Genomic DNA, 19,238 nt, shown 5'->3' on the forward strand with positions numbered 1-19,238 from the left:
TCAGCCGAGCCTTGAGGAATAATTGCATGAAATACCGCCTGGGCGACTCGCGGGTCGAAACCCATCCTTCCAGTTGGGTTGCCCCCAACGCCACCCTGATCGGCAAGGTTCGCCTGCAAGAAGGCGCCAGCGTCTGGTTTGGTGCGGTACTGCGCGGCGACAACGAGCTGATCGATATCGGCGCCAACAGTAATGTCCAGGATGGCACGGTCATGCACACTGACATGGGGGTGCCGCTGACGATCGGTACTGGCGTCACCATCGGCCATAACGCCATGCTGCACGGCTGTAGCGTTGATGACTACAGCCTGATCGGTATCAATGCAGTCATCCTCAATGGCGCGCGTATTGGTAAGCATTGCATCATTGGCGCCAACTCGTTGATCGGCGAAGGCAAGGTCATCCCGGACGGCTCGCTGGTGATGGGCTCGCCCGGCAAGGTCGTGCGCGAACTGACCGATGCCCAGAAGAAGATGCTTGAGGCCAGCGCCGCCCATTATGTTCACAACGCCCAACGCTATGCCCGAGAGCTCGCCCCGCAGGAAGAATCATGAGTGAAGAACGCCCGGTGCGCTCTCCGTGCATCAATGTCTGTGCCCTGGACAACGACGATATCTGTGTTGGCTGCCAGCGTACCGGTGATGAAATCACCCGCTGGGGTCGCATGGACAACCTCGAACGTCGCCACGTGTTGGGCTTGTGCGACCAGCGAGCGCGGGCCAGCGGGGCGTTGATTGCCCAAGTCAGGTAAAATGCCAGCCTTTCACGGGGTTGCACTACGCCTGCAGCCCTCGAACTGTTGCATTGAGGATCTGAAATGACCCGTATCGGAACCCCGTTGTCGCCGTCCGCGACGCGCGTACTGTTGTGTGGCTGTGGCGAACTGGGCAAGGAAGTGGCCATCGAACTGCAGCGCCTGGGCGTTGAAGTGATTGCCGTTGACCGCTACGCCGATGCACCGGCCATGCAGGTTGCGCACCGCAGCCATGTCATCAATATGCTCGATGGCGCGGCCCTGCGTGCTGTGATCGAGGCTGAAAAGCCGCACTACATCGTCCCGGAAATCGAAGCCATCGCGACCGCCACGCTCGTGGAACTGGAGGCCGAAGGCTTCACCGTGGTCCCGACCGCACGTGCCGCGCAGTTGACCATGAACCGCGAAGGTATTCGCCGTCTGGCAGCCGAAGAGTTGGACCTGCCTACCTCGCCTTATCACTTTGCCGACACCTTCGAGGACTACCGCAAGGCTGTTGAAGACCTGGGCTTCCCTTGTGTGGTCAAGCCGGTAATGAGCTCTTCGGGGAAGGGCCAGAGCCTGCTCAAGAGCAATGATGATCTGCAAAAAGCTTGGGACTACGCCCAGGAGGGCGGCCGTGCCGGTAAGGGCCGGGTGATCGTCGAGGGCTTTATCGATTTTGACTACGAAATCACCCTGCTGACCGTATGCCACGTGGGCGGCACCACCTTCTGCGCACCGGTCGGTCATCGTCAGGAGAAGGGCGACTACCAAGAGTCTTGGCAGCCGCAGGCCATGAGCCCGGTAGCCTTGGCTGAGTCCGAGCGTGTGGCCAAGGCCGTCACCGAGGCCTTGGGCGGTCGAGGGTTGTTTGGTGTGGAGCTGTTCGTCAAAGGCGATCAGGTCTGGTTCAGTGAAGTCTCGCCACGCCCGCACGACACTGGCCTGGTCACCCTGATTTCCCAGGACCTGTCCCAATTTGCCCTGCACGCCCGTGCGATTCTCGGCTTGCCGATTCCGTTGATTCGCCAGTTCGGCCCTTCGGCGTCGGCGGTGATCCTGGTGGAAGGCCAGTCTACCCAGACCGCATTCGCCAACCTCGGCGCGGCCCTGAGCGAACCGGACACCGCGCTGCGCCTGTTTGGCAAGCCGGAAGTCAACGGCCAGCGCCGCATGGGCGTTTGCCTGGCGCGTGACGAATCGATCGAGGCAGCTCGTGCCAAGGCCACCCGCGCATCCCAGGCGGTCAAGGTCGAGCTGTAAGCGTCTGACAGGTCGCGGGTAGGGGCTGAACCCTGCTCGCGGCCTGCAAGGTGGTAGCTTCCTAACACCGATACCCTCCAGCGATACGGTTGACTCAGGATTCCTCTCTACCTGGAACCTGAAGATGACCAGCACCTTTTCACCTTCCGGCCTGATTGCTGCCAGCGCATCCATGGCCAACAACCTCAGTAAGCACTTTTCTAGCCGCCCATCGCTGCGTCGCGTCGCCTGTGATCTGCTCCTTGAGCGCTGGGGTCAGCGCTTTCCAGCAGTGGCCCAGACACCCGATCAGCTCTACCTGATAACACCCATCGCTGTCAGCGATCCAGACAGTCAGGCCATTGAAGGGTACGACTGTGTGGCATTGCCTGATCTGGTGATCCGGCGATATTGCCTCGACCGGACCTTGAACCTGACACCCGAGGTGCAATTTCTGAGCGCTGAAGCCGGCGCCGAATTTCCTCGGCAGTTGGTCGTGGATCTGCATGTGCTAGAGCAGCTCGTCAATGAACTCGGCGCTGACCTGCTGGAGCGTTATTGCTCACGTCTGGTCGATTACTGGGCCTTGGCCAAGGCTGGTTCGGTGAGCCCTTGGCAGTGGCTTGTCACACATCTGCAAGCGCAATTGAAAGCAGCAGTGACGGCGCGGATTGCCGACCATTCGATTGACTCGCTGGAAGGGGCCACGGCCCTGGCGTTGACGGCTTTCCCCGAAGCTGAAAGCAGGGCGCAGCTCAATGGGGGCGGGCAGACGCTGGCGTACTTGCTGAGCCTGGACCCGACCGGCGCCCTGGGTATTGATCCACAACTGGCCAGTGCCATAGTGATTGAGCGGCATATTGAAGCATCGGGGCGAAATATAATTCTGTTGTTTACCTTGACCGGTGAGTTGCATCGCTATGCATCCCGGGAGGCATTGGCGCAAGCGGTGGCTGGCGATTTGGACGGTGCTCTGACGGCTCGCGATCTGAACCTTCATATCCCCTCGGGGAATATTTTTCAGGCGCAGGCCCGGACGCTGTTGGAGCAGCAACTGCTCTGCATCGACAACATTGCCGGTTCATGGCAAAGACACTCGCCTGCACAATTGCTGCCTGCGCTCGAACAGGCAACCTCATTGTTCAATACCACGAGCCTTGAGCAGCAGAGCCGGCTGGAGCAACTGTGGAGGGCATTGCCGACCTGGCTTACCCAGGCCGATACAGACGAAAGGCGCCAATACCGGGATGGAATGCTGGCGTTGGCGCAGGTTCAGAGCGAGAGCAAGGGCGCCTGGGTGCTGGAGGACGTCGAGTCGATTGAGACTTATGCCGAACGTGTGCTGGGAGAGCAAATCGGCAAGGACCGCATTGATTTGGGCGGCCTTGCCTTGACCGATATCGAAATCGTCAATAATCAGGTGACTGCGGTGCCCATGGGTGGGGTGGGTAATGTTTCGGCAGTGGGCGAGGTCAATGAAGTCAGGCTGTCGTTGGTTCGCTTTTCACTGGAAAACCTGGCGGCACTGCGTCCTGGTCGGGTAGAGGTGAGCTCGACCAGTGGCCGGGTTTTGCCGGGTGGCGTGACAATTGCTTATCTCAAAAAACTGGTGCAGCAGGTCGACGTGGGAGGGAACTACCCGAAGTACCTGCGTGCTGTGTTGCAGGCAGATTCGGCGCAGGTTGAGCGACGACAAACCCTGTTCAAGCAGCACCTGCAAGTGCAGGTGCCTTTGCTGGCGCTGCAATACAGTCTCCAGGGTCGTAACCGGCTCGATGATCGCGGGTGGGCGTGCGTGAACGGCGTTTTTCAACCGCCAGGACAGCGCCGGGCTCGCGGTCGGGTTGTTACCCTGGCTCGGCTGGGTTTTATCGCACAAGCGGGCGAAGAGGCCGATAGTGCGCTGGGGGCTTATGTTATCGGCTATGCGGGCCCTGCGGATGAGCCGGTCATCCTCTATCGAACCCTGCATGCAGAGTCGCTGATTCAGTTCGGCAGTCGACAGGAATTGCTCGCTACCCTCAAGACAGATACCGCACTGCAGGCCGATATTCTCAGGCGTCTACCTGAAGGGAGGCGCCCGGTCTATGCCTTGGGCGGCTTTGAGTCACCCCATATCGTGCGCTTCGGGTCTGGCTCCGAGTTTGCGCCCATCAGTACTCCAGCCCCGGCAACCTTGAGTCATGACACCCTGCAAGGTGACCTGACCGCACTGCTTTATCAGGATGTCGTCGATGAACTGGTCGAATTGGCTCGCGAGCAGTCGGTGTCGACAGCACAGAGTCGCTGGGAGAGCTATCGACAGCTGGGATGGTTGATGTTCAATACCCTGTTGCCGTTTGTTTCAGGCCCCGTTGCAACCGCGGGTTGGTTGCTGCAGGCGATGGCATCGGTTCAGGGAACCCTTCAGGCCGAGTCGGCTGGAGACAAGACTGTTCAGGCCGAAAATCTGGTGGATTTGCTTTTCAATATCGTGCTGGTGCTGTCGCTGCGACGTCATGAGGTCGAACCTGCCGCACGTCCTGCGTCGAACAAGGTCGCAGTGCTTTTACCCAAGATTACCCAGCAAGCCCTGACCAGCCCCACCGGCCACTCTTTGCAGCGTCTGGATTTTTCTTGGGCAGCGTCGGTACCGGTCCTGTCCACGTCGCAAACAACCCGGTTGGCGCAGTTGAAGGTCCAGCCCCCTGCCGGGAGGCTTTCGCCGGTGCCTCATGGCCCCTATAAAGGTTTGATTGAGTACGACGAGGCCTGGTATGCGCAGGTCGACCTTGAGTACTACCGGGTGGCCTTGGGTGATGGTCGAGCCCGTATCATTGATATTCAAGAGCAGAGCAATCCGGGGCCCTGGTTGCGTTCTGATACCCAAGGCCATTGGTCTCTGGACCTCAGGCTGGGCTTGCGCGGTGGGGGAGACCGTCCCGATCCGACTGAGCAGGCTCGCAAGGTCAATGCGCTACAGCGACTGTGGAGCAGCTTTGATGCTCAGAAAGCTGCACTGCAAAAGGCTCTTGGCACCCAGTTAGATGTCCTTGAGGGCATGCCGGAGTCGGAGGCAACGACCGATCTGCATGAGGCGTATGCAGCTGAACTTGAAAAATACATGGCGCGCTTGAGCCTCGCAGATGACGCCCTGAAAAAGCAAAATGCGTTACAGATAATCGCACGCTTCCAAGAAAAACATGCCGACTACAGTTATGAGTTGGGGTTGAGATCGCAGGAGCAGGCGACCCATCTACATGTGCTGATTTACGAGCAGAGCAACCGCTTCCTCACCTTCGCGGATCGCCTCAAGGACAGCTTGAACACCCTTTTTGAGGCGAGTGATGAGGAAGATCGCCGTAACATGTTTCAGTATTTCGTCGATGGCCTAGGGTTGATTGACCGTCTGATCGTACTGCTCGAGAGGGTTGAACGATTAAGGTCCGAGCTCCCTGGCTTGCCACCGTCTGGAAGGAAGTATGCGGCCATTTTGGAACGCACGGGGCGTGATCTAAAATCGCCCCTTACCTGGAAAGTCCGCCGACTGGCGTTCCTGGCCATTCTGGCTGGCCGCAATCTAGGGAAATCGCACGAGGCCGTTGAGCTAGTAAGGAATGCGGGCAAGCGTGCGCGGCTCAATGGCCAGACCTTACTTGGATTGGAGCGGGGCTACAGTCCTGAGCAGATGATCGAACCGTTACAAAGCGTAATTGAGCAGTTTTCCCGCGCAGAGGACAATGTCGAAAACATCAGGCTCAATCTGGAGGCGCAGCAGCGTCTACCGGAACTTGATCGCTTGATCGTCTGCCTTGGGGAACTGCGCGAGTTGGCTCAGGCCAGGCTAAATAGAGCGCAAGAGTTGCTTGATGAGGCCCTTGCGGTGCCCTCCCAATCGGGCCAACGTACTGGCAAGCTGATCCGTACTCGTCACCGGGGCTTGCTGATCGGGCATTTGCGGCCAGCGGGCAATGCCGACGAGTCACCGGTGGTCGACCTGGTTGAGCCGCTCAAGAACGAAGTGCTAGCCACTTTTCGGCAAAACTCAGGTGATCAGGTTTGGGATGAGGTGGTTCCCGAGCGCGCCTCTGGCGTCAGTGCAGGGCGCTCGCTGGAGTCGATTGTGGGTGATGCTCGCAAGTGGCTGAGCGGTACCGATCGGGCCATCGAAAATGCTCAATTGCAATCGAGAACGGCGAAGATCCCGGTTGAAATGGAAGAAATACTGCAGCAGCGCGCCACGCGCTTGCTCGGCCTGGCCGATGAAATAGAGACAGCACTGACCCGCACCAACGACACTGATCGCCCAACACTGGAACAGGGCTCCAGTGTGATACTTGATCATGCCTTGACGACCGCGGCAGAGCGCTGCAATCGAGAGGGGCAGCGGTTAAGGATTGCCATGACCAAGGCGCGGCCGCCCACTGATACTGGGGTGGACTACCTGGTCCAGCACCAGCAGGTGACTATTTCGGCCGTAAATGGCCGAGTGCCAACGGCGGACAAGAAAGCGTCGGACTTTTTGCAGGAGTACGTGATCAAGGACCTGGATGGCAGCGCGCTTTGGTACGCCCACTTTCATTATCCAAGCCGCTCCGGTGCTGCTGCCGGATTCAAGGTCGCCCACTTGAAAACGGCCGACCAGAGGCGCTTGGGATTCAAGAAACAAATGCAGGATGGCGTGCCGGTGGTGCCGGTTTATCGCTACCCCATCAGCCCCAGATTGGCCGAGCGACTGTTTCTCGGCACGCTGTAGGAGCCGGCTTTAGCCGCGATGGGCATAGGTATCTACACATCTTTTGGTGTACTGCATTTCGTAGCAGTGGACGAGTAGAACGAGGCCACGTCCGGCTGCGCAGCAGTCGTAAAACCTGGCACTTCAGTATTCAGATACACCGCGAGTACAGGCTTTGCGAGGACTACGTCCCCGGACCTGGCCTCGCTGAACTCGTCTACTGCTACGAATGTAGCCGCTGACGAGGTACGAGGCTGCGATCGGCAGCGAAGCGGCCGTAAAACCTGAGACCGTAATCCATCAGGCACACCGAAGGGCCTGAATTTACGACGGCTTCGCCGCCGATCGCAGCCTCGTACCTCGGCAGCGGCTACAAGAGCCGCGCTGCCCCAGAATTGTGTAGATACCTATGCCGCGATGGGCGCACCGCGTTTGCCTGATGTATTGCGGTGTGGCCATCGCGAGTAAACTCTGCTCCTACAGCGGTCTGTAGGAGCCGGCTTTAGCCGCGATGGGCGCACCGCGGTTTGCGGCTTAAAGCTCCGAATGGCGGGTTTCTTTCAGGCACAGCACGGCAATCAGGCTCAGCAGGGCCGCGGCTGAAACATACCCGCCCACCCAGCTCAAGCCGCCCATCGCCACCAGTTTCTGGGCGAAGAACGGTGCCGCCGAAGCGCCGACGATACCGCCCAGGTTGTAGGCGGCCGAAGCACCGGTATAGCGCACATGGGTCGGGAATAATTCAGGGAGCAGAGCGCCCATGGGGGCGAAGGTCACGCCCATCAAAAACAGCTCGATAACCAGGAACAGCGTGACGCCAGCCGTCGAGCCTTGGGTCAGCAGCGGCTCCATGAGAAAGCCCGACCCAATGGCCAGCACGCTGCCCACGATCAGTACCGGTTTGCGCCCGTAACGGTCACTGGCCCAGGCCGACAGCGGTGTGGCAGCGGCCATGAACAGCACGGCAAAGCACAGCATGCCCAGGAAACTTTCGCGACTGTAACCCAGGGTCGAGACGCCATAGCTCAGGGAAAACACCGTCGAAATGTAGAACAGCGCGTAGCACACCACCATGGCTGCGGCGCCCAGCAGCATCGGTGCCCAATACTGAACCAACAACTCCACCACCGGCATTTTGACGCGTTCGTGGCGAGCCACGGCTTTAGCGAAAATCGGCGTTTCTTCCAGTTTCAGGCGGACATACAAGCCCACCATCACCAGGGCTGCGCTCAGCAGAAAGGGGATGCGCCAGCCCCACTCGCGAAACTGCTCGTCGCTCAGCAGCATTGCCAGGGTCAGAAACAGCCCGTTAGCCGCCAGAAAGCCGATCGAGGGACCCAATTGAGGAAACATGCCAAACCAGGCGCGCTTGCCTTTAGGGGCATTTTCGGTGGCCAGCAGCGCGGCGCCGCCCCATTCCCCGCCTAGCCCCAGGCCTTGGCCGAAGCGCAGGACACACAAAAGGATCGGGGCCCAGGCGCCGATGCTGTCATGACCTGGCAGCACCCCGATCAGCGTGGTACACACACCCATTAGCAGCAGCGAGGCGACCAGCGTCGATTTGCGCCCGACCCGGTCCCCAAAATGGCCGAACAGCGCCGAGCCCAGTGGGCGTGCCAGGAACGCGATACCAAAGGTCAGGAAGGCTGACAGCATCTGCGCGGTGCCGGAGGTCTGCGGAAAGAATACCGGCCCGATCACTAGTGCAGCGGCGGTGGCATAGACATAGAAGTCGTAGAACTCGATGGCGGTGCCGATAAAGCTGGCAGTGGCCACGCGTGCAGGGGAATTGCCCGCTGGCACGTCGGTTGTGTCGTTGAGTGTGCTGCTGGTTGTCATGCGATGATCCCTGACAGTCGAATGCTCCATGGGCGGTGTGCAGCCACACTTAAACGGCCCGGGGCTGGGCTGGGTAAGCGTTGGACGATTATAGGAACCGCCTGCTTGAGGGGCAACTAGCGCGAGCGGGTGACGGTCCAGGCCATGACGCGGCTGACGCGGTTGTCCTCGGTTTCAAGGATCTCCAGCCGATAACGGCCAATTTTCAGGCATACCGCGCTTTCCGGGATGGTTTCCAGTGCTTCGGTAATCAGGCCGTTGAGCGTCTTGGGGCCGTCACTGGGCAGGTGCCAACCCAGGCTTTTGTTCAGTTCCCGAAGGGAGGCAGCACCTTCGATGACGAAGCGGCCATCGGCCTGTGGGTGGATATGCGGGTTGTCGAGCTCGTGTTCCTCTTCGAACTCGCCGACGATTTCTTCCAGAATGTCTTCCAGGGTGATGATGCCCTGCACCTCGCCGTATTCGTCAACCACAACGGCCAGGCGCCGTTGTTGCTTGTGAAAGTTGAGTAACTGCAGCGGCAGGGGCGTGCTTTCCGGGACGAAGTAGGCGGGGTGGCAGGCTGCCAGCAATGCCTCGCGGGTCAATTGGCCGTTGGGCAGCAGGTGACTGATCTGGCGGGTATTGAGCACCGACTCGACCTGGTTGATATCGCTGTGAAACACCGGCAGCCGAGTGTGACGGCTGATGATCAATTGATGGGTGATGTCCTCGATCGAGTCATTTAGGTTGATGCCATCGACTTCGCTGCGCGTCACCAGAATGTCGTTGACGGTGATGCGTTCCAGGGCCTGGATGCCGCTGAGCAGGTGGGGTTTGGGGTGACGCCCGTCATGGTCAGGCTTATCAGGCGCAGGCTCGCTGGGTTCTTCATCTTCTTGTCGGGCCACGATTGTCGGCCTGGTCGTGAAGGGGCGCAGCAGCAGGCGGGCGCTTCCCTCCAGCAACCAGGCCAGTGGGTACAGCCCCTTCAGCGGCAGTGTCAGCAAGCCATTGCCCAGGCTGATGAAGGCCTGCGGCTGACGTCTGGCAAGCAGGCGCGGCAGGTAGTCGGCAAACACCAACAGGATGAGCAGTGCGCAGGCCCCCCCCAGCCAAATGCCTGGCTCGCCCCATTCACGCTGGGCCAGTACGATGGCCGAGATAATAGCCAGGGCCTTGCACAACAGATTGCCCAGGATCAGGCTTTGCAGAGGGAAGTCCAGGGCGGGGCGGTCGCCGGCCCTTGATTTTGGACGTCGTACCGACAAGTACTGATGGGCGGCCTCGATGCCGCCCAACAGGACCGACCATAATAGCGCCAGGGCGAAGAGGCCCAGTAGTGGGCCGGTAGGCAGGTTGGTCATGAGCACTCAGATATGCAAGATGTATTCGCGTACCAGCTTGCTGCCAAAGTACGCCAACATCAGCAGGCAGAAACCGGCGAGTGTCCAGCGGATGGCCTTGTGGCCGCGCCAGCCGAGTCGATTGCGTCCCCACAGCAATACGCTGAAGACAATCCAGGCCAGGCAGGCGAGCAGGGACTTGTGTACCAGGTGCTGGGCAAACAGGTTGTCCAGGAACAGCCAGCCAGACATCAGTGACAGCGACAACAATACCCAGCCAGCCCACAGGAAACCGAACAACAGGCTTTCCATGGTTTGCAGCGGTGGGAAGTTGCGAATCAGGCCGGAGGGGTGTTTGTGTTTGAGTTGGTGATCCTGGCGCAACAGCAAAAGGCTCTGCATCGCGGCGATCGTGAACATGCCGTAGGCCAGGATAGACAGCAGGATATGCGCCAGGATCCCGGGTGATTCGTTGATCAGCGGTACGGTGCCGGTGGGGGCGAACTGGGCAATCAAGGTGGTCAGCAGGCCCATGGGAAACAACAGCAAGAGCAGGTTTTCCACCGGAATACGGGCACAGGCCAGCAGGGTCAGGGCAATGACGGCAGCGGCAATAAGGCTGGCGGCGCCGAAAAAGTCCAGGCTCAGGCCCAGGGGCGTGAGCAGCTGCCAGAACAGCGCGGTGCCCTGGCCAATGACCGCCAGTGCGCCAAGCAGGCACAGCAGCCGTTTGTCGGCCTTGGCACCTTGTCCTAGGTGCAGGCCTTGATAGAGGATCGCAGCGGCATACAGCACGGCGGCGGCGAGGCTGGGAAGCAAGCTGGGTGACAAGGGGAGCATAAGTCCTGTTAGGCGAACCCGAAAGTCGCTGAGTTTGGCATAGAACGCCGTGCACACGAAAGACTGTGGCACCAGACAGATGGTGTCCGTGTCGCGCAGTCTTCGCTATAATCCGCGACCTGCTCACGCCACAGGCTCGCCGAGAATGTTTGAAAACCTTACCGACCGTCTTTCACAGACGCTGCGCCATGTCACTGGCAAGGCCAAACTGACTGAAGACAACATCAAGGATACGCTGCGCGAAGTGCGTATGGCCCTGCTCGAGGCCGACGTGGCCTTGCCGGTCGTCAAGGACTTCGTCAACAAGGTCAAGGAGCGCGCGGTCGGTACCGAGGTGTCGCGAAGCCTGACGCCGGGCCAGGCGTTCGTGAAAATCGTCCAGGCCGAACTCGAAGAGCTGATGGGCGCGGCCAACGAAGACCTGTCGCTCAACGCGGCGCCACCTGCGGTCGTGCTGATGGCGGGCCTGCAGGGTGCCGGTAAGACGACCACGGCTGCCAAGCTGGCTCGCTTCCTTAAAGAGCGCAAGAAAAAAACCGTGATGGTGGTCTCGGCCGACGTTTACCGTCCGGCGGCGATCAAGCAGCTCGAAACCCTGGCCAACGACATTGGCGTCACCTTTTTCCCGTCCGACCTGAGCCAGAAGCCGGTAGAGATCGCGCAGGCTGCGATTCGCGAGGCCAAGCTCAAGTTCATCGACGTGGTGATCGTCGACACCGCCGGTCGCCTGCACATCGACGCCGACATGATGGCCGAGATCCAGAGCCTGCATGCGGCGGTCAAACCGGTCGAGACGCTGTTCGTCGTCGATGCCATGACCGGCCAGGATGCGGCCAACACCGCCAAGGCCTTTGGTGATGCGCTGCCGCTGACCGGCGTGATCCTGACCAAGGTCGATGGCGACGCCCGTGGTGGTGCGGCCCTGTCGGTGCGTGCCATCACTGGCAAGCCGATCAAGTTCATCGGTATGGGCGAGAAAACCGAAGCCCTTGAGCCGTTCCACCCTGACCGGATCGCCTCGCGCATTCTGGGCATGGGTGACGTGCTCAGCCTGATCGAACAGGCCGAGCAGACGCTGGACAAGGAAAAGGCCGACAAACTGGCCAAGAAGCTGAAGAAGGGCAAGGGTTTCGACCTGGAAGACTTCCGTGACCAGCTGCAGCAAATGAAGAGCATGGGTGGCCTGGGCGGCTTGATGGACAAGCTGCCGAACATGGGCGGCGTCAACCTGGCCCAGATGGGCAATGCCCAGGGCGCTGCCGAAAAACAGTTCAAGCAGATGGAAGCCATCATCAATTCGATGACCCCGGCCGAGCGCCGCGACCCTGACCTGATCAGCGGTTCACGCAAGCGCCGGATCGCCATGGGCTCCGGCACCCAGGTGCAGGACATCGGCCGCCTGATCAAGCAGCACAAGCAGATGCAGAAGATGATGAAGAAATTTTCTGCCAAGGGCGGCATGGCCAAGATGATGCGCGGCATGGGTGGAATGTTGCCCGGTGGCGGCGGTATGCCCAAGCTCAAATGAATTCCGATGAGTGGCAGTAGGCTGTATTGGCCGCTGTCATTCGTCCGAACCCGCTCAGGCGGGAACCTAGCGCCGCTGCTTGCAGCGGCTTGAATGGCAAATCATGACGGTGAGCGTTCGCCCGCCGGAAAAAGGCATTTGCAAATGTCCGTGTATTCCTTGAGAATATGCGGCCTTTCGGGCACCCGTGTGCCCGCTGTGCATTATGATTTGCAGCACCGACTACAGGAACGATGTTCAATGCTAACCATCCGTCTTGCCCGTGGTGGCTCTAAAAAGCGCCCATTCTACCAACTGACCGTAACCGACTCCCGCAATCCGCGTGACGGTTCCCACATTGAGCACGTTGGCTTCTTCAACCCAGTTGCTCGTGGTCAGGAAGTAAAACTGTCTGTGAACCAAGAGCGCGTAGCCTACTGGCTGAGCGTTGGCGCACAGCCTTCTGAGCGTGTTGCTCAGTTGCTGAAGGAAGCTGCCAAGGCCGCGGCCTGAGCAATATGAACGCGACGCCAGAAAATGCAGGCGACCTGATCGTCGTCGGCAAGATTTTTTCGGTTCACGGCGTTCGCGGCGAGGTGAAGGTCTACTCCTTTACCGATCCGATTGAAAACCTGTTGGATTACCGCAACTGGACGCTTCGGCGTGACGGCGTGGTGAAACAGGTAGAGCTGGTCAGTGGCCGTTCCACTCAAAAGGACCTGGTCGCCAAGCTCAAAGGCCTCGACGATCGCGATGAAGCCCGTCTTCTGAGCGGTTATGAGATTTGTATCTCGCGTAGCCTTTTGCCCAACCTGCCTGTCGACGAGTACTACTGGTACCAGTTGGTGGGTCTGAAAGTCATCAATCAGGACGAACAGCTGTTCGGCACGATTGATCACCTGTTGGAGACCGGCGCGAACGATGTAATGGTGGTCAAGCCTTGCGCAGGCAGCCTGGATGATCGCGAGCGTTTGTTGCCCTATACGGAGCAATGCGTGCTGGCTATTAACCTGGGTGCAGGCGAGATGAGGGTTGAATGGGACGCGGACTTCTAACGATGGCGAGCCTTCGTGTCGAAGTCATTACGTTGTTCCCCGAAATGTTTTCGGCCATCAGCGAGTACGGCATTACCAGCCGTGCGGTGAAACAGGGGTTGTTGCAACTGACCTGTTGGAATCCGCGGGACTACACCACAGATCGTCACCATACGGTAGATGATCGGCCGTTTGGCGGTGGTCCGGGCATGGTGATGAAGATCAAGCCCCTCGAAGATGCCCTGGTTCAGGCCAGGCAGGCAGCAGGGGAAGCGGCGAAGGTTATTTACCTGTCGCCACAAGGCCGTCAACTGAATCAGTCGGCGGTACGCGAGCTGGCGAATGCAGAGTCGTTGATTCTCATCGCAGGTCGTTATGAAGGCATTGACGAGCGGTTCATTCAGGCTCATGTCGATGAAGAGTGGTCGATTGGTGACTATGTATTGTCTGGCGGCGAGCTGCCGGCAATGGTCCTGATCGATGCGGTTACACGATTGCTGCCCGGAGCTTTAGGGCATGCGGACTCTGCCGAGGAAGATTCCTTTACAGATGGTCTGCTTGATTGCCCGCATTACACCCGACCGGAAGTATATGCGGATCAGCGTGTTCCCGACGTGTTGCTAAGTGGCAACCATGCACATATCCGGCGATGGCGTTTACAGCAGTCCCTTGGGCGGACCTATGAACGACGCGCCGATCTTCTGGAAAGTCGCTCACTTTCTGGAGAAGAGAAGAAGCTGCTGACGGAGTATCTCCGTGAGCGGGACGATAGTTAACGTATCGATGGTAGATCAGACGATTTACCTTAGGAGCACAGCATGACCAACAAAATCATTCTGCAACTCGAAGCCGAGCAGATGACCAAAGAGATCCCGACCTTTGCCCCGGGCGACACCGTCGTCGTTCAGGTGAAAGTGAAGGAAGGTGACCGTTCCCGTCTGCAGGCGTTCGAAGGCGTTGTCATTGCCAAGCGCAATCGCGGCATCAACAGCGCATTCACCGTTCGCAAAATCTCCAACGGTGTTGGCGTTGAGCGTACTTTCCAGACCTACAGCCCGCAAATCGACAGCCTGGCCGTGAAACGTCGTGGTGACGTGCGTAAAGCCAAGCTGTACTACCTGCGTGACCTGTCTGGTAAAGCAGCTCGCATCAAGGAAAAACTGGCTTAAGTCCAGCTTTGCCAGCGGTCACGGGGCCGCGATGCAGAAAAAAGCAGCCTTCGGGCTGCTTTTTTGTGCCTGCGATTTATAAAGTTATGGAAGACTAGCGCGGCGTCTTGCCTCTCTTTTTCTATTTTTCGAGCCTCCATGCCTGCCGTCGAACACCCTCTGATCGATCAATACCTCGATGCCCTCTGGCTGGAAAAGGGGCTTTCGGACAATACCCGCGAGTCCTACCGCAGCGACCTTGCGCTGTTCAATGGCTGGTTGCAGGAGCGTGGGGTGCAATTGCCGAACGCCGGGCGGGAGTTGATCCTCGATCACCTGGGGTGGCGCCTGGACCAGGCCTACAAGCCTCGTTCCACGGCACGGTTTCTCTCCGGTGTGCGTGGCTTCTATCGTTATCTATTGCGTGAAAAGCTGATTTCGCTCGACCCGACCTTGCAGATCGAAATGCCCCAGCTAGGTAAACCCTTGCCCAAAACCTTGTCGGAAGCCGATGTAGAGTTGCTGTTGCAAGCGCCTGACACCAGCGAGGCGCTGGGGCAGCGTGACCGAGCCATGCTGGAAGTCCTGTATGCCTGTGGCTTGCGAGTGACCGAGTTGATCAGCCTGACCCTGGACCAGGTCAACTTGCGCCAAGGTGTCCTGCGGGTCATGGGCAAGGGCAGCAAAGAGCGCTTGGTGCCCATGGGCGAGGAGGCGGTGGTGTGGCTTGAGCGCTACCTGCGTGATGGTCGCAACGACTTGCTCGCAGGGCGCCCCAGCGATGTGCTGTTCCCCAGCCAGCGGGGCGAGATGATGACGCGCCAGACGTTCTGGCATCGTATCAAGCACCATGCCACTGTGGCCGGTATCGGCAAGGCCCTGTCGCCGCACACCCTGCGCCATGCCTTCGCCACCCACCTGCTCAACCATGGCGCGGATTTGCGTGTGGTGCAGGTGCTGCTGGGGCACAGTGACCTGTCGACCACACAGATCTATACCCATGTGGCCAAGGCGCGGTTGCAGGAGCTGCATGCCAAGCATCACCCGCGTGGGTGAGGGCTGCACGAAGATAAGAAAAGCTGCCGTATGGCGCTCAAGCGCAGTCGGACACGCCGGGCATCTATGGTAGGCTTGCTCGGTTTGATGTCCGCCTTCAGGAGCTTTCATGCGCGTGACCCAGTTTTTTGCCGCCGCCGCGCTTGCGTTGGTGAGCACTTTCGCCCTTGCCGACAACCCCGAGCAGGCCATTCGCAAGACCCTCGACACCTTGAGCCTTGAAGTCCCGGTCGACAGCATCGCTGCCAGCCCCGTCAATGGTTTGTATGAAGTCAAACTGCAGGGCGGCCGCGTGTTGTACGCCAGTGCCGACGGCCAGTACTTCATGCAGGGCTACCTGTTTCAGATGAAGGATGGCAAGCCAGTCAACCTGACCGAGAAGGTCGAGCGCCAGGCGATCGCAAAAAGCATCAACGGTATTCCGGCCGCTGAAATGGTCGTTTATCCGGCGGTAGGGGAAACCAAGTCCCACATTACCGTGTTCACTGATACCACCTGCCCGTATTGCCACAAACTCCACGAAGAAGTGCCTGAGCTGAACCGTCGCGGTATCGAAGTGCGCTATGTCGCCTTCCCGCGTCAGGGCCTGGGCTCTGAAGGCGACAAGCAGCTGCAAGCCGTGTGGTGCTCCACCGACCGCACCAAGGCGCTCGACAGCATGGTCGCAGGCAACACCATCAAGGCACCGAAGTGCGCCAACCCGGTTGCCCGTCAGTTCCAGTTGGGCCAGTCGATCGGTGTCAACGGCACACCGGCCATCGTTCTGGAAGACGGCCAAGTCATACCGGGCTACCAGCCGGCACCGCAAGTTGCGAAACTGGCCCTGGCAGCAAAATAATTTCAACAGCACGCCGCAGGTGAGCCTGCGGCAGTTTTTACGGCCGGCCTCGCGTCGGCTGTTTCATGGGGAGTTCACAGTGAAACCGGTCAAAGTAGGCATCTGTGGGTTGGGGACCGTCGGTGGCGGTACCTTCAATGTACTTCAGCGCAACGCCGAGGAGATTGCCCGCCGTGCCGGGCGTGGAATCGAAGTGGCACAGATTGCCATGCGTTCGCAAAACCCGAATTGCCAGATTACCGGTACCCCCATTACCGCTGATGTATTCGAGGTCGCGACCAATCCCGAAATCGATATCGTCATTGAGTTGATCGGCGGCTATACCATCGCTCGCGAACTGGTGCTCAAGGCCATCGAAAATGGCAAGCACGTGGTCACCGCCAACAAGGCGCTGATCGCCGTGCACGGTAACGAGATTTTCGCCAAGGCTCGTGAAAAGGGCGTCATCGTCGCCTTCGAAGCGGCCGTGGCCGGTGGCATCCCGGTGATCAAGGCGATTCGCGAAGGCCTGTCGGCCAACCGTATCAACTGGGTCGCGGGCATCATCAATGGCACCGGCAACTTCATCCTGACCGAGATGCGCGAAAAAGGTCGTACCTTCGAAGACGTGCTGGCCGAAGCGCAGGCGCTGGGTTATGCCGAGGCAGACCCGACCTTTGACGTAGAAGGTATCGACGCCGCCCACAAGCTGACCATCCTGGCTTCGATCGCCTTTGGCATCCCCTTGCAGTTCGACAAGGCCTACACCGAAGGCATCACCAAGCTCACCACCGCCGACGTCAACTACGCCGAAGCGCTGGGCTATCGCATCAAGCACCTGGGCGTGGCCCGTAGCACCGCCAGCGGCATCGAGCTGCGTGTGCACCCGACGCTGATTCCGGCTGACCGCCTGATCGCCAACGTCAATGGCGTGATGAACGCTGTGATGGTCAATGGCGACGCTGCCGGCTCGACCCTGTTCTACGGCGCTGGCGCCGGGATGGAGCCGACCGCCTCGTCAGTGGTTGCCGACCTGGTGGATGTGGTCCGTGCCATGACATCGGACCCGGAAAACCGCGTACCGCACCTGGCCTTCCAACCCGATTCGCTGTCGGCGCACCCGATCCTGCCGATCGAGTCTTGCGAAAGCGCCTACTACCTGCGCATCCAGGCCAAGGACCACCCGGGCGTACTGGCCCAGGTTGCCAGCATCCTGTCCGAGCGTGGTATCAACATTGAGTCGATCATGCAGAAGGAAGTGGAAGAACAGGATGGCCTGGTGCCAATGATCCTGCTGACCCACAGCGTGGTCGAACAACGCATGAACGATGCCATCACCGCGCTGGAAGCCTTGCAGGATGTGGTTGGCAGCGTCGTGCGTATCCGTGTCGAACAATTGAATTGAGCAGCAACTGATTTAGAGGAATAGGTCATGCGTTATATCAGTACTCGCGGCCAGGCCCCGGCCCTGAACTTTGAAGACGTGCTGCTTGCAGGTCTTGCCAGTGACGGTGGCCTGTATGTGCCCGAGAACCTGCCACGGTTCACCCAGGAAGAGATCGCTTCCTGGGCAGGCCTGCCGTACCACGAGCTGGCATTCCGGGTCATGCGCCCGTTCGTCACCGGCAGCATCGCCGATGCCGATTTCAAGAAAATCCTTGAAGAAACCTACGGCGCGTTCGAGCACGCCGCTGTTGCACCGCTGCGCCAACTGAACGGTAACGAATGGGTGCTGGAGCTGTTCCACGGCCCGACCCTGGCGTTCAAGGACTTTGCCCTGCAACTGCTCGGCCGTCTGCTGGATCACGTGTTGGCCAAGCGTGGCGAGCGCGTGGTCATCATCGGCGCCACCAGCGGTGACACCGGTTCTGCCGCCATCGAAGGCTGCCGTCGTTGCGATAACGTCGACATCTTCATCTTGCATCCACACCAGCGTGTGTCGGAAGTGCAGCGCCGCCAGATGACCACCATCTTCGGCGAGAACATCCACAACATCGCCATTGAAGGCAACTTCGATGACTGCCAGGAAATGGTCAAGGCCAGCTTCGCTGACCAAAGCTTCCTGAAAGGTACTCGCCTGGTAGCGGTCAACTCGATCAACTGGGCGCGGATCATGGCCCAGATCGTCTACTACTTCCATGCAGCCCTGCAGCTGGGTGGCCCGGCTCGTTCGGTGGCGTTCTCGGTACCCACCGGCAACTTCGGTGACATTTTTGCAGGCTACCTGGCGCGCAACATGGGCCTGCCGATCAGCCAGCTGATCGTCGCCACCAACCAGAACGACATCCTGCACCGCTTCATGAGCGGCAACCAGTACGTCAAGGACACCCTGCACGCGACCCTGTCGCCGTCCATGGACATCATGGTGTCGTCGAACTTCGAGCGCCTGCTGTTCGACCTGCACGGTCGCAACGGTGCGGCCATCGCAGGCCTGATGGATACCTTCAAGCAAGGTGGCGGTTTCAGTGTCGAAGAAGACCGCTGGACCGAAGCGCGCAAGCTGTTCGACTCGCTGGCAGTGGATGACGAAGCCACCTGCGAGACGATTGCCCAGGTTTACGCTCAGACCGGTGAAGTGCTCGACCCGCACACCGCCATCGGCGTGAAGGCCGGTCGTGAATGCCGCCGCAGCCTCGACACTCCGATGGTGGTGCTGGGTACCGCTCACCCGGTCAAGTTCCCGGATGCGGTCGAGAAGGCGGGTGTCGGCAAGGCCCTGACCCTGCCAGCGCACCTGACCGACCTGTTCGAGCGCGAAGAGAAGTGCACCGTACTGCCGAATGACTTGAAAGCCGTTCAAGCCTTCGTCAGCCAGCACGGCAATCGCGGCAAACCGCTGTAAGGCTTGCCTGTAAACCGCGGTGCCTTCATCGCGGCTAAAGCCTGCTCCTACAGCACCGCCATGCGTGTGGGGGTGTAGGAGCCAGGCTTGCCGGTGTGCCGGACCACTGCGATGGCCACGCCGCGGTATTTCAGACAC

The 19,238-nt window shown here is 59.5% G+C and carries 16 protein-coding genes; 13 read left to right on the plus strand and 3 right to left on the minus strand.

Going from position 1 to position 19,238, the window contains the following annotated elements:
• Nucleotides 1–26: 26 nt before the first annotated feature.
• The 4 genes from AC3IX4_RS05485 to AC3IX4_RS05500 all read left to right on the plus strand — a co-directional run bounded on the left by AC3IX4_RS05485 (nucleotide 27) and on the right by AC3IX4_RS05500 (nucleotide 6,713).
• A complete protein-coding gene (locus AC3IX4_RS05485) occupies nucleotides 27–554 on the plus strand; it encodes a gamma carbonic anhydrase family protein (protein WP_489259597.1) in 528 nt (175 codons plus the stop codon).
• Nucleotides 551–751 carry a DUF1289 domain-containing protein gene (locus tag AC3IX4_RS05490; RefSeq protein WP_489259598.1) on the plus strand — a complete coding sequence of 67 codons (201 nt, stop codon included), beginning with the start codon at nucleotides 551–553 and terminating at the stop codon, nucleotides 749–751. The genes AC3IX4_RS05485 and AC3IX4_RS05490 overlap by 4 nt, the downstream gene beginning before the upstream one ends.
• Before the next feature lie 66 nt (nucleotides 752–817).
• Nucleotides 818–1,999 carry a formate-dependent phosphoribosylglycinamide formyltransferase gene (gene purT / locus AC3IX4_RS05495; protein WP_489259599.1) on the plus strand — a complete coding sequence of 394 codons (1,182 nt, stop codon included), beginning with the start codon at nucleotides 818–820 and terminating at the stop codon, nucleotides 1,997–1,999.
• Nucleotides 2,000–2,123: 124 nt separating this feature from the next.
• Nucleotides 2,124–6,713: a dermonecrotic toxin domain-containing protein gene (locus AC3IX4_RS05500; RefSeq protein WP_489259600.1), complete on the plus strand. Its 4,590-nt coding sequence runs from the start codon at nucleotides 2,124–2,126 to the stop codon at nucleotides 6,711–6,713.
• A 513-nt stretch (nucleotides 6,714–7,226) separates the two neighbouring features.
• Here the strand turns inward: AC3IX4_RS05500 and AC3IX4_RS05505 are convergent.
• From AC3IX4_RS05505 to AC3IX4_RS05515, 3 genes are all read right to left on the minus strand, one after another.
• Nucleotides 7,227–8,531, minus strand: a complete 1,305-nt coding sequence (locus AC3IX4_RS05505; RefSeq protein ID WP_489259601.1) for an MFS transporter — start codon at nucleotides 8,529–8,531, stop codon at nucleotides 7,227–7,229.
• 116 nt (nucleotides 8,532–8,647) lie between these two features.
• Nucleotides 8,648–9,877, minus strand: coding sequence for a transporter associated domain-containing protein (locus AC3IX4_RS05510; RefSeq protein ID WP_489259602.1), 1,230 nt, complete (start codon nucleotides 9,875–9,877; stop codon nucleotides 8,648–8,650).
• A gap of 6 nt (nucleotides 9,878–9,883) precedes the next feature.
• A complete protein-coding gene (locus AC3IX4_RS05515; RefSeq protein WP_489259603.1) occupies nucleotides 9,884–10,696 on the minus strand; it encodes a cytochrome C assembly family protein in 813 nt (270 codons plus the stop codon).
• Between the two features lie 145 nt (nucleotides 10,697–10,841).
• Between AC3IX4_RS05515 and ffh the strand changes: the two genes are divergently transcribed.
• The 9 genes from ffh (at nucleotide 10,842) to thrC (ending at nucleotide 19,100) form a co-directional block, all read left to right on the plus strand.
• Nucleotides 10,842–12,224, plus strand: a complete 1,383-nt coding sequence (ffh, locus tag AC3IX4_RS05520; RefSeq protein WP_489259604.1) for a signal recognition particle protein — start codon at nucleotides 10,842–10,844, stop codon at nucleotides 12,222–12,224.
• Nucleotides 12,225–12,464: 240 nt separating this feature from the next.
• Nucleotides 12,465–12,716, plus strand: coding sequence for a 30S ribosomal protein S16 (gene rpsP, locus AC3IX4_RS05525; RefSeq protein ID WP_489259605.1), 252 nt, complete (start codon nucleotides 12,465–12,467; stop codon nucleotides 12,714–12,716).
• Between the two features lie 5 nt (nucleotides 12,717–12,721).
• Nucleotides 12,722–13,258, plus strand: a complete 537-nt coding sequence (rimM, locus tag AC3IX4_RS05530) for a ribosome maturation factor RimM (protein WP_489259606.1) — start codon at nucleotides 12,722–12,724, stop codon at nucleotides 13,256–13,258.
• A gap of 2 nt (nucleotides 13,259–13,260) precedes the next feature.
• On the plus strand, nucleotides 13,261–14,013 hold the full coding sequence (trmD, locus tag AC3IX4_RS05535) for a tRNA (guanosine(37)-N1)-methyltransferase TrmD (protein ID WP_166568941.1): 753 nt from the start codon (nucleotides 13,261–13,263) through the stop codon (nucleotides 14,011–14,013).
• Between the two features lie 42 nt (nucleotides 14,014–14,055).
• A complete protein-coding gene (rplS, locus tag AC3IX4_RS05540; protein WP_489259607.1) occupies nucleotides 14,056–14,406 on the plus strand; it encodes a 50S ribosomal protein L19 in 351 nt (116 codons plus the stop codon).
• Nucleotides 14,407–14,544: 138 nt separating this feature from the next.
• Nucleotides 14,545–15,441, plus strand: coding sequence for a site-specific tyrosine recombinase XerD (xerD, locus tag AC3IX4_RS05545; RefSeq protein ID WP_489259608.1), 897 nt, complete (start codon nucleotides 14,545–14,547; stop codon nucleotides 15,439–15,441).
• 109 nt (nucleotides 15,442–15,550) lie between these two features.
• A complete protein-coding gene (gene dsbC, locus AC3IX4_RS05550) occupies nucleotides 15,551–16,279 on the plus strand; it encodes a bifunctional protein-disulfide isomerase/oxidoreductase DsbC (protein WP_489259609.1) in 729 nt (242 codons plus the stop codon).
• 79 nt (nucleotides 16,280–16,358) lie between these two features.
• Nucleotides 16,359–17,663 carry a homoserine dehydrogenase gene (locus tag AC3IX4_RS05555; protein WP_489259610.1) on the plus strand — a complete coding sequence of 435 codons (1,305 nt, stop codon included), beginning with the start codon at nucleotides 16,359–16,361 and terminating at the stop codon, nucleotides 17,661–17,663.
• A 27-nt stretch (nucleotides 17,664–17,690) separates the two neighbouring features.
• Complete coding sequence (gene thrC, locus AC3IX4_RS05560; RefSeq protein WP_489259611.1) at nucleotides 17,691–19,100, plus strand: threonine synthase; 1,410 nt, start codon at nucleotides 17,691–17,693, stop codon at nucleotides 19,098–19,100.
• Nucleotides 19,101–19,238 lie beyond the last annotated feature (138 nt).

It is taken from the genome of Pseudomonas sp. KH_021 (assembly GCF_057838865.1).

Bases quoted from the DNA above. Each gene is read 5' to 3' on its own strand.
- AC3IX4_RS05485 (WP_489259597.1), top strand. From the start codon at position 27: ATGAAATACCGCCTGGGCGACTCGCGGGTCGAAACCCATCCTTCCAGT.
- AC3IX4_RS05490 (WP_489259598.1), top strand. From the start codon at position 551: ATGAGTGAAGAACGCCCGGTGCGCTCTCCGTGCATCAATGTCTGTGCC.
- purT (WP_489259599.1), top strand. From the start codon at position 818: ATGACCCGTATCGGAACCCCGTTGTCGCCGTCCGCGACGCGCGTACTG.
- AC3IX4_RS05500 (WP_489259600.1), top strand. From the start codon at position 2,124: ATGACCAGCACCTTTTCACCTTCCGGCCTGATTGCTGCCAGCGCATCC.
- AC3IX4_RS05505 (WP_489259601.1), bottom strand. From the start codon at position 8,531: ATGACAACCAGCAGCACACTCAACGACACAACCGACGTGCCAGCGGGC.
- AC3IX4_RS05510 (WP_489259602.1), bottom strand. From the start codon at position 9,877: ATGACCAACCTGCCTACCGGCCCACTACTGGGCCTCTTCGCCCTGGCG.
- AC3IX4_RS05515 (WP_489259603.1), bottom strand. From the start codon at position 10,696: ATGCTCCCCTTGTCACCCAGCTTGCTTCCCAGCCTCGCCGCCGCCGTG.
- ffh (WP_489259604.1), top strand. From the start codon at position 10,842: ATGTTTGAAAACCTTACCGACCGTCTTTCACAGACGCTGCGCCATGTC.
- rpsP (WP_489259605.1), top strand. From the start codon at position 12,465: ATGCTAACCATCCGTCTTGCCCGTGGTGGCTCTAAAAAGCGCCCATTC.
- rimM (WP_489259606.1), top strand. From the start codon at position 12,722: ATGAACGCGACGCCAGAAAATGCAGGCGACCTGATCGTCGTCGGCAAG.
- trmD (WP_166568941.1), top strand. From the start codon at position 13,261: ATGGCGAGCCTTCGTGTCGAAGTCATTACGTTGTTCCCCGAAATGTTT.
- rplS (WP_489259607.1), top strand. From the start codon at position 14,056: ATGACCAACAAAATCATTCTGCAACTCGAAGCCGAGCAGATGACCAAA.
- xerD (WP_489259608.1), top strand. From the start codon at position 14,545: ATGCCTGCCGTCGAACACCCTCTGATCGATCAATACCTCGATGCCCTC.
- dsbC (WP_489259609.1), top strand. From the start codon at position 15,551: ATGCGCGTGACCCAGTTTTTTGCCGCCGCCGCGCTTGCGTTGGTGAGC.
- thrC (WP_489259611.1), top strand. From the start codon at position 17,691: ATGCGTTATATCAGTACTCGCGGCCAGGCCCCGGCCCTGAACTTTGAA.